This is a genomic window from Candidatus Hikarchaeum yamanae (assembly GCF_009889665.1).
In the GTDB taxonomy this organism is placed as follows: Archaea; Halobacteriota; Halobacteria; order Halobacteriales; family Hikarchaeaceae; genus Hikarchaeum; species Hikarchaeum yamanae.
Genome location: NZ_WTZR01000013.1, coordinates 14,020 through 31,446 on the forward strand (window position 1 = coordinate 14,020; position 17,427 = coordinate 31,446).

Annotated in this window: 19 protein-coding genes; 10 read left to right on the top strand and 9 right to left on the bottom strand. The window is 40.7% G+C overall.

The window, feature by feature from the left end; genetic code table 11:
- Nucleotides 1-22: 22 nt before the first annotated feature.
- Nucleotides 23-907 (top strand): tetrahydrofolate dehydrogenase/cyclohydrolase catalytic domain-containing protein, encoded by an 885-nt coding sequence (locus ACM9H2_RS05465; RefSeq protein WP_415489018.1) that lies wholly within the window; start codon nt 23-25, stop codon nt 905-907.
- Nucleotides 908-913: 6 nt separating this feature from the next.
- Here the strand turns inward: ACM9H2_RS05465 and ACM9H2_RS05470 are convergent, their stop codons facing one another.
- Nucleotides 914-2,026, bottom strand: a complete 1,113-nt coding sequence (locus ACM9H2_RS05470) for an AI-2E family transporter (protein WP_415489020.1) — start codon at nt 2,024-2,026, stop codon at nt 914-916.
- A gap of 103 nt (nt 2,027-2,129) precedes the next feature.
- On the opposite strand from ACM9H2_RS05470, the gene ACM9H2_RS05475 reads away from it, so the two are divergent.
- Complete coding sequence (locus ACM9H2_RS05475) at nt 2,130-3,053, top strand: A/G-specific adenine glycosylase (RefSeq protein ID WP_415489022.1); 924 nt, start codon at nt 2,130-2,132, stop codon at nt 3,051-3,053.
- Here the strand turns inward: ACM9H2_RS05475 and ACM9H2_RS05480 are convergent.
- The 4 genes from ACM9H2_RS05480 to ACM9H2_RS05495 are packed head-to-tail and all read right to left on the bottom strand — an operon-like array spanning nt 3,031 to nt 5,518.
- Nucleotides 3,031-3,678 carry a hypothetical protein gene (locus ACM9H2_RS05480; protein WP_415489024.1) on the bottom strand — a complete coding sequence of 216 codons (648 nt, stop codon included), beginning with the start codon at nt 3,676-3,678 and terminating at the stop codon, nt 3,031-3,033. The genes ACM9H2_RS05475 and ACM9H2_RS05480 overlap by 23 nt on opposite strands.
- An 8-nt stretch (nt 3,679-3,686) precedes the next feature.
- Nucleotides 3,687-4,877 carry a DNA primase catalytic subunit PriS gene (priS, locus tag ACM9H2_RS05485; RefSeq protein ID WP_415489026.1) on the bottom strand — a complete coding sequence of 397 codons (1,191 nt, stop codon included), beginning with the start codon at nt 4,875-4,877 and terminating at the stop codon, nt 3,687-3,689.
- 50 nt (nt 4,878-4,927) lie between these two features.
- Complete coding sequence (locus tag ACM9H2_RS05490; protein ID WP_415489028.1) at nt 4,928-5,374, bottom strand: GNAT family N-acetyltransferase; 447 nt, start codon at nt 5,372-5,374, stop codon at nt 4,928-4,930.
- Nucleotides 5,375-5,395: 21 nt separating this feature from the next.
- Nucleotides 5,396-5,518, bottom strand: a complete 123-nt coding sequence (locus tag ACM9H2_RS05495) for a hypothetical protein (protein WP_415489030.1) — start codon at nt 5,516-5,518, stop codon at nt 5,396-5,398.
- Here ACM9H2_RS05495 and ACM9H2_RS05500 point away from each other — a divergent pair.
- From ACM9H2_RS05500 to ACM9H2_RS05510, 3 genes are read left to right on the top strand one after another with little or no spacing between them, the layout of a single operon-like run.
- On the top strand, nt 5,517-5,927 hold the full coding sequence (locus ACM9H2_RS05500) for an archease (protein WP_415489032.1): 411 nt from the start codon (nt 5,517-5,519) through the stop codon (nt 5,925-5,927). The genes ACM9H2_RS05495 and ACM9H2_RS05500 overlap by 2 nt on opposite strands.
- 52 nt (nt 5,928-5,979) lie before the next feature.
- Nucleotides 5,980-7,437, top strand: a complete 1,458-nt coding sequence (locus ACM9H2_RS05505) for an RtcB family protein (RefSeq protein ID WP_415489034.1) — start codon at nt 5,980-5,982, stop codon at nt 7,435-7,437.
- Nucleotides 7,438-7,482: 45 nt separating this feature from the next.
- Complete coding sequence (locus ACM9H2_RS05510) at nt 7,483-8,502, top strand: LLM class flavin-dependent oxidoreductase (RefSeq protein ID WP_415489036.1); 1,020 nt, start codon at nt 7,483-7,485, stop codon at nt 8,500-8,502.
- Nucleotides 8,503-8,519: 17 nt separating this feature from the next.
- On the opposite strand, the gene icd is transcribed toward ACM9H2_RS05510, so the two are convergent.
- Nucleotides 8,520-9,788 (bottom strand): isocitrate dehydrogenase (NADP(+)), encoded by a 1,269-nt coding sequence (icd, locus tag ACM9H2_RS05515; RefSeq protein WP_415489038.1) that lies wholly within the window; start codon nt 9,786-9,788, stop codon nt 8,520-8,522.
- Nucleotides 9,789-9,866: 78 nt separating this feature from the next.
- Complete coding sequence (locus tag ACM9H2_RS05520; RefSeq protein WP_415489040.1) at nt 9,867-10,898, bottom strand: PhoU domain-containing protein; 1,032 nt, start codon at nt 10,896-10,898, stop codon at nt 9,867-9,869.
- Between the two features lie 239 nt (nt 10,899-11,137).
- Between ACM9H2_RS05520 and ACM9H2_RS05525 the strand changes: the two genes are divergently transcribed.
- From ACM9H2_RS05525 to phoU, 5 genes are read left to right on the top strand one after another with little or no spacing between them, the layout of a single operon-like run.
- On the top strand, nt 11,138-12,121 hold the full coding sequence (locus tag ACM9H2_RS05525) for a PstS family phosphate ABC transporter substrate-binding protein (protein ID WP_415489042.1): 984 nt from the start codon (nt 11,138-11,140) through the stop codon (nt 12,119-12,121).
- 35 nt (nt 12,122-12,156) lie between these two features.
- The gene (gene pstC / locus ACM9H2_RS05530; protein ID WP_415489055.1) at nt 12,157-13,107 is read left to right on the top strand and encodes a phosphate ABC transporter permease subunit PstC; all 951 of its coding nucleotides are present in this window, start codon (nt 12,157-12,159) and stop codon (nt 13,105-13,107) included.
- Nucleotides 13,108-14,715, top strand: a complete 1,608-nt coding sequence (gene pstA, locus ACM9H2_RS05535) for a phosphate ABC transporter permease PstA (RefSeq protein ID WP_415489044.1) — start codon at nt 13,108-13,110, stop codon at nt 14,713-14,715.
- 19 nt (nt 14,716-14,734) lie between these two features.
- Nucleotides 14,735-15,541: a phosphate ABC transporter ATP-binding protein PstB gene (gene pstB / locus ACM9H2_RS05540; RefSeq protein WP_415489045.1), complete on the top strand. Its 807-nt coding sequence runs from the start codon at nt 14,735-14,737 to the stop codon at nt 15,539-15,541.
- A gap of 32 nt (nt 15,542-15,573) precedes the next feature.
- A complete protein-coding gene (phoU, locus tag ACM9H2_RS05545) occupies nt 15,574-16,254 on the top strand; it encodes a phosphate signaling complex protein PhoU (protein WP_415489047.1) in 681 nt (226 codons plus the stop codon).
- Here phoU and radB read toward each other — a convergent pair.
- Entirely contained in the window at nt 16,251-16,946 is a 696-nt protein-coding gene (gene radB, locus ACM9H2_RS05550; RefSeq protein ID WP_415489049.1) for a DNA repair and recombination protein RadB, read from the bottom strand. The two genes, phoU and radB, sit on opposite strands and share 4 nt — an antisense overlap.
- Before the next feature lie 43 nt (nt 16,947-16,989).
- Nucleotides 16,990-17,427: nickel insertion protein (gene larC / locus ACM9H2_RS05555; RefSeq protein WP_415489051.1), on the bottom strand; the 438-nt coding region annotated here is incomplete at its 5' end.

The window sequence follows — 17,427 nt, forward strand, 5'->3', positions numbered from 1 at the left end:
CGCTCGTGTCAAATCTTCCTCAATGGTCCATATTATTGATGGAAATGCGGTTGCTACTCTGATACGAGAAGATCTTAAAACTCAAATTGATACCTTACAAAATTCTGGAGTTACTCCTGGATTAGCCACTGTTTTAATGAGCGATGATCCTGCAAGTAAAACCTATGTTTCCATGAAACAACGCGATTGTGAAGAACTAGGAATGAATGCTACTGATATCGTTCTCGATCCCACTTCTTCTTCTGAGGAACTTTTTTCGGTTCTCAATAAATTAAATTCTGATTCTGATGTGCATGGTTATCTAGTCCAAATGCCCTTGCCTTCCCACATCCCTGAACAAGAGCTTCTTTTTCACCTTGATCCGATGAAAGATGTAGATGGATTCCACCCCGAGAATGTTGGCCTCCTCGTCTCTGGAAACCCTCGGTATAAACCCTGCACTCCCCATGGGATACAAAAATTACTTGAGTCCATTGACGTAGATACCTCTGGAAAAGACATAGTCGTCGTAGGAAGATCAAATATTGTTGGAAAACCTCTAGCAAATTTATTATTACAGAAATCATCTGGTGGAAATGCAACCGTGACGATTTGCCATTCTCGAACACGAGATTTGGCTAATAAAACACGAGAAGCAGATATCATCATCGCCGCCCTCGGAGTGCCCGAATTTATCACCGGATCTATGGTATCTGATGGTGTAATTGTCATCGATGTTGGTGTCAATCGAGTAGACGATGATAGTGAAAAAGGATATCACTTGGCAGGAGATGTTGAATTTGATAGTGTGAGCAAAAAAGCCAAAGCCATTACTCCAGTCCCCGGAGGCGTGGGCCCCATGACTCGTGCAATGCTCATGTACAACACAGTTCAAGCAGCAAGTTTGCAATCAAATATATCTTTATAGCTCAGCTCAATTTTTCTTCTTACTCCTTCTTTTCTTCTTAGATTCTACCCCCTCTTTTCGACCACCTTCCATAATTTCTGGAAGTATTAATTCTCCAAAATGCAAAATAAGTATACAAAACATTGGGCCCAAAAATATACCATACCAACCAAATATCAATGGTCCAAATATGTAAGAAAACATGATCATTCCCACATGCAAATTCTTCCCCGAAACATACGGGCGAATAATTAAATCAGGGATGCAATCTACAACTACAAACGATGCTATCAAAAACACAATTGGAAGGATCAACGAATCTTGACCTCCGGAAAGGAATCCTTGCAGTAACAAATACAATGTCGTTGGAATATAGATTATTTTCATACCAACTATTGGAATTAAACTAGCCACTCCTGCGAGTATTCCTAGTACTGCTGGGTATGGAATCTGAGTGTAACTGTCTCCCAACCAAATTGCGATAACGGTGTATACTATTACTCCTATAGCTGCAGTTATCAATACGTTCAGTATATTCCCCACAAAAACTTGGTGAAAACTCCGATCAACTTTGGTGGCATATCTCTCGAATATTCCTCTATCATCTGCAAAATTTTTCATAACCCATTGAGATAAATCCGGACCGCCTGTCAGAAGGTAGAACGCAATGGATAGTGCCAAAAACATATGGAGAACTACACCACCTATTACTGCTATGTACGACGCTATTCTATCCACGCTCTCCACTATTGCATCTACAACCCCTCCTGAAAACACCTGTTCAATTGGAGTAGTCACAGCAGATATCTCTGCATATGGCCCCAAATATTGAGCCAAAGTTTCAAGTTGATACTGATGAATTAATTTACCAAATTCTTGAATTCCAATAGAAAGTGTATATCCTATGACTAATAAGATTGGAAGTGCCACCACCACCAAAGCAGAAAATGCAGCCAAACCTGAGGATTTTATATCTTGATTTAATTTGGAGTATACGGGTTTCGATATATAGTAAATAAATAAACCCACGACGAATGTGCCTATGAATTCATACACGACGAAAGCTAGTATAAGTGCTAAAACCAAACCCAAAATCAACAACATTATTCGCGACACGTTAGTTTCATTTCTAGCTACCATGTCATCAAAACCTTACCCCCAACGAAAAAGTTTTCGCCATTTCCTGTTAAAATTTCATTTTCTAACCGTTACAACTAATTTCCATCATCTCTACCATCTTAACATGTCAAAATATGATGATATTCTACATAATTTCATCAATATTGATCTATCACTTGTTCAGGACCATTTAATTGAATGGTATCAACTACATCACCGTAAATTTCCTTGGAGAGAAACTACAGATGCATATCCGATACTTGTATCCGAAGTCATGAGCCAACAAACTCAACTCACCCGAGTGGTCACTGCCTGGGAAGAATTTTTATCAATATGGCCCTCCATCGAGTTGTTAGCAAATTCTCATCTATCGGATGTATTGAAATTTTGGACTACACACCGATTAGGCTACAATCGCAGAGCCCGCTTTCTTAGAGAAACTGCAATTGAGATAGTTCACAATTTTAACGGTGAAATACCCAACTCTCTAGATTCGCTACAAAAACTCCCCGGAATTGGTCCTTACACTGCAAATGCAATTGCTAGTTTTGCATTCAATAATGGGGGTCCTACCCTTGACACCAATGTAAAACGTGTTATCTATCGCTTTTTTGGACCCTTCGAAAACCTCTCTGATATAGAACAAGTAGCCAATCAAATCATGCCCCCAAACCATTCTCGAATATGGAACAATGCCATGATGGAATTGGGGGCTACTATTTGCAAACCAAATCCCCTGTGTGATCTAAAATCGTGCCCTTGGAGGAATCATTGCAATGCCTATTCTAACCAAGAATTTTCCACACCACTCTCGCCCCGTCCCCCAAGTTTCAAAGGGAGCACTAGACAAATCCGAGGTGAAATTATCAATATTTTGTCTAAAACAGACGCTCTCCCCGTCCCCGACCTAGATTCTAAACTTACTTCTTCAATGCCCCCTGAGTATAACTCCGATTTATTGTCAAAACTCCTTCACACTCTTGAATCCGAAGGTCTAATCCAGATCAACAAACTGAAAGAACCACCTACTGTTCAACTCCATCCGTAATTTGCACAACTTTGGCTTTTATTAGTGGCTCTGCGTTTTCCTTTGGAAGGGAAATTATTTCGCCTTCCTTAAGATCATATGTGTTCCCATCAACTCCATAAATTTCTCCTACCTCTTGCACAACTTTGATTGTAATGTTGGAGACTTCCCCCTCTTCCGCCTGATCCATATTTTTTTGAGGCGATTTCTGTTCACTTATTTGGTTTGTTTCCACCTCCTGCTGAGTGTGATTTTTTTCTTCTGAAGATACACGCTGTAAAATCTCATTTCTATTATTTTGCAATAACTCAACTAGATTCCTAAACAATCCAACTTCCTCTCCTGCCAAACTTCCATCTCTCTCCCCCAATCCTGCAGCCGTCAGGCTAGCCCCTTTGAGAATTTTACCAACTCGGCGATCGTATATGACTTCTACCACTCCCACTACTGTTTTAATTTCATCGTCTATCCTGCGAATCGTTTTTGCGTCCACAGAATCAACATCCCCTTGTAAAATATTTTCCTTTTCAACTCGAAGGTTTTGTAGATATTCTGATACATCAACATAAAACGAATCTAACAATGGTTGTAGATCACTTCTAGTTCTTTCCTCAATTTGAATCTCTCTTAGGTCTTCTAAATTCATTGTAATAGTTAATTTTTAGTCTCTTTTACTTTCTCTGCTTCCCCCCGCGCCATTAAAAACATCGCGGCATACTCTGGAATTATATTGATGCCATCTGAGATTGTAAATGTTTCTCCTCCTAGATCCACCAACTCGTCTTCCCCACCTTCTACAGAAATTTTAATATCCCTCCCTTTAAATCGATCTGGTACTGCGTGTTCTAATGGGTCAAACTCATCTAATTTTTCATATTTTATTGGTTTCACTTGTAATGATGTTCCCCCATGCAAACTTAGTGGCAAACGAATCAAACGATGTATGTCTGTAGTCACTGGTTCGTCGATTGATGCAGATTGATTTTCTACAATATTTGGAATTAATTTCTTCATCCACGTAACAAAATCTGGATGGACATCTATATTCCCCATTTCAATCTCTTTATGTTTTTTATCTATAATAGATAAAATATTCAGAGCCTTTTTGGAACCAATTCCTTCAAACTCTTGCAATTTGAGCTGAGCACTTTCATTTTCCATATCTCGCAACTCATCGATACGTTCTAGTATGGCACTATGTATACGTTTATCCCATCCCCCTCCTGCTCCCACACTTCTCTTTTTTGTAGGATTTCTCAATCCTATCCCTGAAACCGTTTCTGTTTGAACTATTGTTTCAAGTTCTACTCCTGCTCCGAGTATGTAATCCACCACTTCTCGTCTCGCAGATCGATCTAATTCTCTAATTGCATCGTGTCGAACGTGTACATGGTACCCTCTACCTCCTGAAAAAACTATTTCTAGATTCTGAAATGAAAAATCTTCGGTTAGAAAATCAAGCAGTTTCCATAATTCCTCTTTACACGCATATAGCATCTCTGCATAAGTACTTCCCTCTGAAGAAAACGAATGAAGATGATCTGCATCCAAATCAAATATTAAATCAGATCCCATCCAATTTTTCCCCGCCATCGAGGGTGTACCTGGTTTTTGGTAGACCCCCGCAGAAAAATAGACATGCTTCGGTCGATTCGCCACGAGAAATTCTTGCAATCCACCCATATCTAGAAGTGATTGGTGTCTCTTCATTATGGTCCCCGTCCCTGCAGTCCATGGAATGAATCCCCATTCTCTGCGCTCTGCAGAAAGAGGATTATACGGGTTCATCGACCGATAATAATCCCCAAAACGCCCCCGGAGATATTCTCGAGTTCTATCTTCCATCTCGAGATATCAGACTACCAATAAGTAAAAATCTTTTTTTCTATGTATTATTACAAATTTGGGGAATAAACTAGATACCACGCATCTCCCATATCTTCGTAATAACGCTGAACCAATTTTTCTTTCTCAAATCCAATCTTTTCATAGAAACCTATCGCGCCTATGTTTGTAGTTCTAACATGACATGAAATGTGGTCATATTTTTCTCCCAGTAAATCGATCAAATATTTCCCAATTCCTTCTTTCCGATGATTCCCATTCACTGCAATAAAAAAGATATATCCGCTATCTTGAACGGCAATAAAACCTAGCCCACCCCCAGTCTCCGAATCAACACACCAAAATTTTTCTGCTTCATGATACATTTGCGCAAAAAATCCCCATTTTTGTTTCAACAAATCCTCTCCCCGACGTATCTCCTCTTTAAGCAACCACGCTTCATTCAACAGACGGCTACTGTTTGGTTCTATCTGTAGTATTTCGAAATTATTTCCCACTGCGTTCTGTAAATATTCCCATTATGATAACTGCATCTTTTCCCATCCAACCGTTCTATTGAAATTTCTGCTACCATCCCCTTGTTGATTTGAAATGCAGACAACTAAATCAAACCATTTCTTATATTCAAACCAAACTATCATGGAATTTCATCTTCGGGATCATACTGCCGACATCGCAGTCGAATCATTAGCCCTCACTTTGGAAGAAGCATTTTCCGGCATTGCAGAAGGTCTATCCCAAGCACACTCTCCCAACTCTCTTTCTGGAACCAAAAAATTCCATTTAAACATATCTTCAGAGTCTCTAGAATCTCTTCTATTTGATTTTCTTGACATGCTCATTTACGAACGTGATGTGTACAATGTTTTACCAACAAACCACAAAGTATCCATCACCCAGAAAGGTGATATATGGAACCTCGAAGGAACCTACTACGGTGTCCCTCTCGATACCATCGAATCTCGTGAAATCAAAGCAGTCACATATTCTGACATGGAAGTTAAAAAAACACCAAATGGGTGGAGATTGTATGTCGTATTTGATGTATGACCTATCACCTCCGTAACGAAGGTATATGTTCTAAGACCGTAATATACGCATAATGACCACATTCAAATCGGGAAACATCTCTCTCACTCAAATAGAAGAATTCGTATGGGAAATCCCCCGATCCGGAGATATGATCGTCCCTGCAAGAATATTTGCAAGTGAAACTTTATTGGAACAAATATCTCAAGACAAAACGCTAGAACAATTAAAAAACACAGCATCTTTGCCTGGAATACAAAAGTATGCAATTTGCATGCCAGATGGCCACCAAGGATATGGTTTCCCAGTCGGAGGTGTGGTGGCCACCGATGCAAATAATGGCTGTATTTCTCCAGGAGGAGTGGGTTATGACATCAATTGCGGTGTTCGCATGATAAAAACCAACCTTTCTTATTCCGATTTACGTGGAAAAGAAGAATCACTCGGGAAACTTCTCTTCAACAAAGTCCCCGCAGGACTAGGGAAAGGAGGGGTTCTCAATACTTCTTTAGAAGATATAGAAGAAATTCTATCATTGGGGGTTGAATGGGCGCTATCTAATGGTTATGCCGTACCAGAAGATTTGGATTTCTGCGAAGATCGCGGAAGGAGAACAGACGCCGATCCGACTAAAATTTCACTCAGGGCAAAACAAAGAGGAAAAAACCAAGTTGGTTCTCTTGGCTCTGGAAATCATTTTCTTGAAGTTCAACGAGTGGTAGAAATATTTCGAGAAGATGTAGCACATTCTTATGGTTTATCACAGGACCAGATCGTTGTATTGATCCACACTGGATCTCGCGGATTGGGGCACCAAACTTGCACCGACTATCTGCGAAAAATAGAGATGGAACACGCCACTCTTTTATCAAAACTACCGGATAAAGAGCTCGCAGCGGCCCCATCTGGTAGCCAATTAGCATCGGACTACTACGCCGCCATGTGCGCTTGCATAAATTTTGCGTGGACCAATCGCCAGATAATTACTTACGCCGTTAGACTAGTATTCGAGGAACTATTCAACAAACCATGGGAAGACCTTGGAATGGATTTACTCTATGACGTAGCACACAACATAGCCAAAAAAGAATTCCACATGGTAAATGGGACACAACGTGAATTATTTGTCCACCGAAAAGGTGCAACCAGGGCATTCCCCGCAGGCAACCCTGAATTGCCATCTGCCTTTAAAACTGTAGGCCAACCAGTTATCATACCCGGAAGCATGGGATCTGATAGTTATATCTTACGAGGTGGGGATGCATCATTGGATTTAACTTTCGGTTCAACTGCCCATGGGGCCGGTAGAATTTTAAGCCGCACAAAAGCCAAAAAACTATTCAAAGCATCTGAAATACAGGCAAAACTCAAGGAACAAAATATCCATGTTACTGCGACCCTTGATGCTACCATCTCTGAAGAAGCACCCGGTGTTTACAAAGACGTATCTGAAGTTGTTAATATATCTGATTTTTTAGGAATTGGAGACAAAGTTGCCCGAACCTATCCTGTTGTTAACATTAAAGGATGATATAATTAACAAACTATATGTAAGCCTACTACTTCCCAAAAAACAATGGGAACCACATGTAAAACTAGTACGGTGTACATCGCAAACAAACCACTTCAGGATTTCCTAGATGTAGTGGATTCAATCGAAACTCTTGGGTATGAAGATCTATTCATCGCTGATCAGGCTCTCCGAAAGAACATGTATGCATGGGCAACTCTTGCAGCTGCCCGAACACACAAAATTGGGATCGGCCCCTCTGTCACAAATGCTTACACCCGAAACCCCGGTCTCACTGCGGCATCAATGGCTACCCTCGATGAACTTTCTGATGGAAGGGCAAAATTAGGGTTCGGTGCCGGAGGCCACGGGGTGGATAAATTTGGATATGATCAATCGAAATTAATTGGGACTATGAGGGATGCCATTGATGCAATCCGACGCCTAACGTCTGGGGAAACTGTCACTTCAACACGAGATGAATTTTCGTTACATGAAGCCAAATTAGAATTTAAACCCATTCGAGACGAAATTCCTATCTACATTGGAGGTAGGGGCCCCCAACTCCTATCTTTAGCCGGCGCAGTAGCAGATGGGGCATTTTTGGGAGGTGGCCTCCTATCCCCTTCGGGTGTAAAATATGCCCAAGAACGAATTTCTATAGGTGCAAATTCAACCGGTAGGGACCCCTCCGATATAGATTTAAGATATTTAGTTTTTGTTTCTGTATCTCAAAATAAAGAAAAATCTCTCAACGCTGCCTCTTGGTTCATTTCCATGCTAACCAAACGGCATGCTAGTCTCACGGCCCTCAAAGCAGCTGGGGCACAAGATTCTCATATTCGAAAAATAAAAGAACTCGGCGATATCGATTCAATTCCTCCCTCTGAACTACGGACTTCCATTTCTCCTGAATTAATGGATCTATATACTATTGCGGGAAATCCCGAGGATTGCCAAATACGAGTTGAAGAACTAGTTGATATGGGAATAAAACATCTGACGTTAGTTCCCTTCTCCAATGAAGAAAAAAACATATTGGAGATCTTAGAAACCTTCTCCGATTTCGATTGTATATCTAGCTAATAAACTTAATTAAATTCTTAAGCTGAATCTTGTATCTTCTTCACGATCCCTTCTGTATAATCTGTAGTCGAAACCTTTGTTGCACCTGTCATCTGCCTTTCAAAATCATACGTTACTTCTTTCGAAGCAATTTGTGCTTCTAGTGCATCTTTTACTAAATCCGCTGCATCGTGCCATCCCATATATTCTAACATAATTCTTCCAGACAAAATCATGGCAGTGGGGTTAACTTTATTTTGACCTACATATTTCGGTGCAGATCCGTGAGTTGGTTCTGCAAGTATCATCCCATCTCCGATATTTGCCCCTGGGGCAATACCCAAACCACCAACTTGGGCCGCACAAGCATCTGAAAGATAATCTCCATTTAAGTTCGGAACTGCTAGGACATCATATTCATCTGTTCTTGTCAATACTTGTTGCAGCATATTATCTGCAATTCTGTCATTTATTACCACCGAACCCTCTGGGACTTCTCCTTCTCTCTCTTCCCATAATGTATTTTCTGCTATGATCTGATCTCCATATTCTTCTGCTAACTCATATCCCCACTTCGCAAACGCCGCCTCTGTATATTTCATGATATTTCCTTTATGCACAAATGTTACAGATTTTCTGTTTCTCTCAATCGCATAATCAATAGCTTTCTTTACGAGCCTCTTTGTTCCAAATTCTGTAATCGGTTTTATACCAATTCCAATCGGACCTTCGTGCATGGCACCTTTGACTCCCATTTCCTCTTCAATAAATCTTTTAATCTTCTCTACTTCTGGAGTGCCAGCTTCCCATTCTATACCTGCGTATATATCTTCTGTATTTTCTCTAAATATCACCATGTCCATTTTCTCTGGATGCTTAACTGGGGATGGTACTCCCTTCAAGTGATACACTGGACGAACGCATGCGTATAGATCGAGAATCTTCCTTAACGCAACGTTTAGACTCCTGAATCCAGATCCAACTGGTGTTGTAAGCGGCCCTTTTATAGCAACTCTAAATTCTCGAATCGCCGCCAAAGTGTCTTCTGGTAAAATATTTCCATCATACAGTTCACTCGCACTTTCGCCCGCATGAACTTCCATCCAATTAATTTTTCTACCTGTTGCTTCTGCAGCAGCTTGTAATACTTGTTGAGTTGCAGGACCCACATCCACTCCAATCCCATCTCCATATATAATTGGAATTATGGGGTCGTCTGGAACAATGAGATCATCTGCGTTATCTTTTCCTTTCTCAATCCTAGACCCGCTGCTAGGAACTTCTACTTTTTCGTACTTATAACTCATCTTCACAGGATATTTGTCAAACTACTGGTAAAAACAATTCGTTCTGATAATACTTTTGACATAGCGTTATCCTACAGACTAAAATTCTGGACGTGGGCTATTTTTTTGGAGCACTATTTCTGCAATATTTCCCCCATAATCTGCACATCGAGACATCGAATCTGCAATCAATCCTATCTTCTGAGCATCAATTGGGGACAATGTTTTCGATTCTATAAACTCTATCATCGAATTTACCATCCCAAGCATCATTCTTTCCATCTCCACCACTCGAGTCCGAGCTTCATTTGCCATATCCCATCCCTTTTTTGTATCTTCTATGTGCATTGCTTCTACCGAAAGAACAATTATCTCATTTGCCAGACCATATAGTCTATTCAAATCCTCACCAAGCCCCTCTGGAATCTCCTGAATTTCTTTTTTCATATAACTAATTTTCACCGCATGATCTCCTATTCTCTCTAATTGTTCTGCACAAGTGTGGTAATCAAAACAATCCAACCTTTCCATTCCTAAATCTTTCATTTTTGTTGGACTCATGAGCGCAGTTCTGAACGCTCTTGACACAACGAACCAAAGTCTATCAACATCATTGTCCCTTTCAATGACATCCTCTGCCAGCTCGAAATCATTCCCCATCAGCGCTGCCATAGAGTCAGAAAGCATGGAAAGAATCATACTTTGCATCCTTTGAACTGTCCCCCTTATGGACATTTCTGAATTATCCAGCAGATCTTGCAATTTAATACATTTCGATGTTTCTTCCACTATCTCTACTCCAACAAGCTGCCTCGTTGCATCTCGAATCGCACGCCTTTGCTCGAGCGTAATCCCCTCTGATTCTAGTTTGATCACCTCAAAACCACTGACATACATGGAAAAAATTGCCCGAGTTATCTCCCCATTATCCATTTTACTTACTTTTATAGATCCCTCACTTCGTTCGTCCTCATTTTCGGTAGTCACCACGATCGAATTCCCTTCTGGATAAAATGTTAACACAGATCCTGCAGTAATTTTATTATCAACCGCCCAGCCCTTTGGCAACGAAACCGTGTAAGTTGATCCTCCCGTTCGCTGAACCTTTCTTCGATCTACATTAGTGGTCATCTGCTACTTTTATCTACATACATTATTATATATATATTTACCTTATTTATTTAATTCATCCATATCTAAATTAAGAACATTCGCTGTCAGATATGCCATTCTATATATTTATTATATTTGCTTTTTTCGATACTATGGGACTCTTTCAATCCTTTTGTATATCTATCTATATATTAATTAATACTTCAATATACTCAAAATAGTTCTTTATTTAACCCAATTTCTATTTATAGTAGATAATGGTATTGGAAAATTTTTACTCTCGGCGAAATTTTCTAGCCACATATAGCACATTAGGTCTCCTTTCCGTATCAGGATGTGTCAATGAAACTCGGAAATCTAATCCCTCAACCAGAGCTTCGAAAGAAAAACTTTTTGGAGAAATAAATATCGCAGGGAGTTCTACAGTCTTCCCACTAATGACGGCTATGGCAGAAGAATTCCAAAAACAACATTCCGATGTCACTATTACAATCCAATCAACTGGAAGTGGTGGCGGATTCAAAAACTTTTTTTGTCTAGGTCAGACTCACTTTAGTAACGCGAGTAGGCCCATCAAAAATTCCGAAATTGATCTCTGCAAAGGAAACGGTGTGACTCCCCATGAAATTAGGCTTGCAACTGATGCATTAACTATTATTGTCAACAAAAACGCCGATTGGGTCGATAGCATGACTGTCGCAGAACTCAAATCAATCTGGGATCAAAACGCAGCAGAAAAGTGGTCTGATGTAAACCCATCTTGGCCAGATGAGAAAATCGATCGATACGGTGCAGCAGACACCTCTGGCACGTTTGATTACTTCAACGAAGTGATCATAGGAGAAAACGGAGCTACTCACACCACTAATTACCAACCAACCGAAGAAGACCATATCATTATTGCAGGAATCGAAGGAAACAAATACGCAATAGGATATCTGGGATTCTCACACTATTACAACAATCCCGACACAATCAAGGCATTAAAAATAGATGGTGGGAATGGACCTGTTGCACCCACTCTCGACGCAGCAAAAAATGGAAAATACAAACCCCTTTCCAGACCTCTATTTACATACGTGTCCTCCGAAAAACTCGCAGAAAAACACGTCGCAGAATTTGCAAAATATTGCATTGAACAAAGCGCAAATGAGCAGATCGTAGCAGAAGAAGTTGGGTATGTGCCAAATACAAAAGAGACTATTACAAAAGAGTTGGCAGCTTTAAATGCACTAATTTAATCACCAAAACTATGATCCCCGAACCCAAAGACTACATGGACTCATTTTCATCAACTTCTCATTTCAAAACTCGTAGAATTTTTGAGAGTATTTATGCAAACATATTTTTCATCCTTGCAATTCTTACAATCTTCACGACAATTGGGATAATTTATTTCCTTTTCGAAGACGCTATAGTCTTTTTCAGTCAGTATAGTCCTCTCAAGTTTCTTACTAGTTCCAATTGGAGTCCTGTAATTCCCCCTAAAGAATATGGGATATTGCCTCTCTTATTTGGGACTCTTGTAGTGACTTTCATGGCAGCTTTAGTGGCAGTTCCTATCGGAACCTTAACTGCAGTTTATCTCAGTGAATATGCAGACAAACGCACTCACTCTATACTCAAACCACTACTAGAGATTCTCGCAGGAGTCCCCACTGTCGTTTATGGATTTTTCGCCCTAGCTTATGTTACACCTGCACTCCGTATGCTCTTCCCCTCAATTAGTCCTTTCAATGCACTTTCTGCATCGTTAATGGTTGGAATCATGATCATACCTATGGTTTCCTCCATCTCCGAGGATGCCATGAGTGCCGTCCCCGATTCTCTTAGACAAGCTGGATTTGGACTCGGAGCGACCAAATTCGACGTCTCTACTAGTATTGTTATTCCTGCAGCTTTGTCTGGAATTGTGGCATCTTATATCCTAGCTATTTCTCGCGCAATTGGGGAAACCATGATTGTAACTGTTGCTATGGGACTCCACCCCACTCTACCCGAGGTTCGATATATCGGTCCTATCCCGTATGTTCACCCAGCAGACTTTCTACTAGAGACTGGACAAACTATGACTGCAGCTATGGTCCAATTAGCCCAAAGTGATCTCGTAGGTAGTTCAGTAGCTTATAACAGCCTCTTTGCAATTGGTATAACTCTATTCTTTGTTACCCTCCTAATGAATGCAATAAGCAACTTCATCACTGAACGATACAGGGAGAGTTACTAAATGGAAACTACCAAATTCGACATAAAACGAAAACAAAGCAGTTCTTCTATTTTTTCAAGAGAGGTTCTCTTCCACTATCTGGCTTTTGTGGCATCCATTGTTGGAATCCTTTCTCTAGCACTATTATTAGCAACTGCTCTTTTCAATGCATTGGGCCTCAAAACAGCAGATCTGTCCTGGTACCTCTGTTATATTCTCATAGTCCTCTCACCACTCCTCGCTTTTAGTTGGTATTGCAAGAGAAATCCGGCAGTCGGAAAAGTTGCCACACGTGCAGTTGGAATACTTGTGGGTGGAACTCTGTTTGGAACCCTCCTTCTAGTAATTTTCATACTCTTAGATCCACAAATCGCATTCCTTTATTTCACGTTCACAGTACTACCAACATCAATAGTTTGGTTCTATGCACGATCTCACCAAAAACAATCAGTATATCTGAGTTTTTCCCCCCTCGCCGTGATGATTATGGGCACATTTCTATCTAATTTCTTATGGAAACTTATCCCTTACTACCCTGCAGACTGGCTAATTTTTGTCTGGATATTTGGACCTCCAGTTGCACTTCTTTCCCGACACTTCTTAAAAACTACCCCTCTAAAGTCCCATAGGAATCATCTTGCAATTTCCGTCGTTTTATTTTCAATTATAGTTGGACTCTTCACAAATACTTTCACCGAAATTCCCCCGACTACCTCTGTACTCTATTTTTTAACAATCCTAATTCCAATATTTTTGTATGCCTCTACACTTCTATTTTCATCCGAACAGAACAAATTCGGTCTTCTTTTTCCCCTCTTTTTGATTGCAACTATCTTCATAGCACGTATCGTGGCAACTAGTATAGGAGCTGCCCACCCTACCCCTTGGTTAGATCTTCAATTTATAACTAGTCCTCCCTCAAGATTCCCTGCAGAAGCAGGTCTTTACCCCGCACTCATCGGTTCCATTCTCATCGTTATTTTAGTCGGAATTCTATCCTTAATTTTCGGAGTCGGAGCTGCAATTTATCTAGAAGAATATGCTCCTAAAACCGGACCTCTAGGAAGTTTAACCAGGTTGGTCAGAATTAATATATCTAATCTTGCTGGAGTCCCTTCAGTTGTTTATGGCCTGCTCGGATTGGCATTGTTTGTAAATCTCCTTGGAATGGGATTCGGGACTGTAATTGTTTCTTCGATGACACTTTCTCTTTTGATCCTACCGATTGTTATAATCGCATCTCAAGAGGCAATTCGAACAGTACCAGAAGCTGTAAGACTGGCCTCTTATGGACTTGGGGCCACCAAATGGCAAACCATCCGAAATGTTGTACTCCCCATGTCCGTTGGAGGTATCCTTACTGGAACTATATTATCAATGAGTCGCGCTCTTGGTGAAACTGCACCTCTGCTAATGATTGGGGCCGCTACTACTGTATTTAAGGCACCAACGGGTTTTGATAGCAAAGTCAGCGCCATGCCCTTACAAGTTTTCCATTGGGCGTTCTCCGCCAAACCCGATCTCCGTGGAGGGGTCGCTGCAGCCGGTATTATCTTGCTACTATTCGTGTTACTATCGATGAACGGTATTGCTATCATTTTGAGGAACAAATACCGAAAAGACAAATAATCCAAAGGAATAATTTCACATGCCATTGTCAAAATCAAAATCTACCAATAGCGACCCCAAAAAACCAGTATCTGGTAATAGTATTATCTCTAGTCAAAACCTCACAGTCAAATATGGATCAAAAATAGCAATAGAAGATGTAACCGTTGATATCCCCCTTAAAAAAGTAACTGCTATTATTGGACCTTCTGGCTGTGGAAAATCAACCTTTCTTCGATGCATCAACAGAATGAATGATCTCATTCCAGGAGTATCGGTTGAAGGTAATCTTTTCCTAGGTGGTACTAATATTTATTCCGAAGAAGTAGATCCTGTTCTCCTCCGCCGCTTGGTCGGTATGGTTTTCCAATCTCCAAATCCCTTCCCCAAATCCATATATGATAACGTCGCATATGGTCTAAGAATCCAAGGCAAAACTGACAACATGGATGAAATCGTCGAATCCGCACTTAAGAGAGCTGCACTTTGGAAAGAGGTTTCTGACCGATTGGATGAAAAGGCAACAGGACTTTCGGGTGGGCAACAACAACGACTTTGCATCGCTAGAACAATCGCAGTAGATCCAGAGGTAATCCTCATGGACGAACCCGCAAGCGCACTTGACCCCATTGCAACATCTCAAATTGAAGATTTAATCCAAGAACTAACCAAGGATTACACTGTTGTGATCGTTACTCACAATATGCAGCAAGCAGCTAGAATATCCGATAAAACTGCAGTTTTCCTTACCGGAGGAAACTTAATAGAGTTCGACGACACCAAAACCATATTCGAAAATCCACATAATCAACAAGTAGAAGATTATATTACTGGTAAATTTGGATAACTTTAATTTATCATGAACTCATTACCTTAATCATGGCACGTGAGACCTACCAAGATGGACTTAAACAACTTAAGACGGGCGTCCTCGACATGGCGGATCTTGTTCTAGAGCGGCTTGAAATGGGACTCAATGCTCTCATCAAAAATGATATCAGCCTGGCAAAGCTTGTCATTTTTGGTGACGATGAAATCAATGATATGTATCTTGATTTGGAATCTCAGTGTGTCAATCTACTTGCACTACAACAACCCGTTGCAGGAGATCTAAGATTGATAGCATCTTCTTTTAAAATCATCACCGATCTAGAACGAATCGCAGATCTCGCAGTCAACCTAGGTGACTATACTCTAGATGGTCGGGGAGACATCTTCCCAGATGTAGATATAAGTTCTCTCGGAAATCTCGTTCACACGATGCTAGCTGACTCTATGAAGGCGTACGAAAACCAAGATTCAGACACATGTTTCGAAATTTCAAATAGAGATGCAGAAGTCGATAGTTTGTGTCGAATTGCCAATCAATTTGTCGTCAAATCGCTCATAGAAACCAAATTCGAGGGTGACACGCCCCTTGATACTTTAGATGATCTGATGTCTGATGTACAACGATTTTTGTTAACAATACGCGACATAGAACGTGTAGGTGACCACGCTGTAAATATCGCAGCGAGAACGTTGTATATGGTAACTAACAACGAAGAATTATTGTATTAGTTTACTATCTGCCATCCATCCCCCCCAACCAAACCATCCTCTTTGATCACAAACATGGTATTCTCCCCCGCTGGCCTAGATCTATGTTTCTCGATTGTAATCTTTCTATTCCCTCCTTTAAATCTATCAAGCCTAAGGACGGTCCCATTCCAGTGAGGTAGTAAATTTCCACCTAATGGCCTAATCTGGTTGGTTTCTGGATGCGTATACACTTGGTTTGTTACAATCACCGCAAGATCGAACCTCCTAGCCAACGACAACAGCGATATCATCTGACGCGCTAGTGTTCGAAGAGCTCCTCCATCTGCTCTTTCGGCTTGTTCAAGTCGATAAAACCCGGTGGCACTATCAAGAACAATAAGATCTACCTCTGCTGCAAAACCGCCCACCTTTTTGATAGCAGCAGACTGTTCTTCGAAATTATGTACCTCTGAAATTATTAAATTTTCTCCCAATTCATAAGGGTCTCCTTTATTCCTCGCCAGTTGATGAAACCGATCGATAGATATCCCCTCTGTATCAATATAAACAACCTTCTTATTTTCTGCTACAGTCTGAGCCGCAGCACTAAGTGCAATGTTTGTCTTCCCCGCAGCAGGGGAGCCATATACTTGCGTAATAGACCCCATATCGATGCCTCCTCCTAGTAGGTCATCTATTGGAATGCACCCTGTTGAAAGTTTTCTATCCACATAACTTCGTATCTTTCCCCTGGTGAAAAAAACTCCGATGAATTTATTGCATCCATTTTTCTCTAGCTTTCTCTTCAACCAACCCAATTATTCTTCTAACCGGCCAATTAACTTCACGAGCAACCTTAGCCGCGTCTTCATACTCTGCACTTATGTTGTAAACTTTCCCTTCCTTTCCAGATGCAATTTTAATAGCAATTGCATATGTTTTATCTTCTATTTCCACTGAAATCTGTTCCATTTTTCGACTTGCTATCCATCTATGTGTCCCCGGAGACTCTCTAATTCCCAATGTACCTGTTTCCTCGGCTAGTCTCTGTGCAACACGGTCTGCATTTTCAGGCTTGACAACAACCTTAACAATATGCCCCGGTCTAGATTTTTTCATCATGGCTGGAATAACTGTGACATCTCTTGCCCCTTCTTCTACTAATACTTCATAGAGATTTCCTATTACCTCTGGACTGACATCATCTATGTT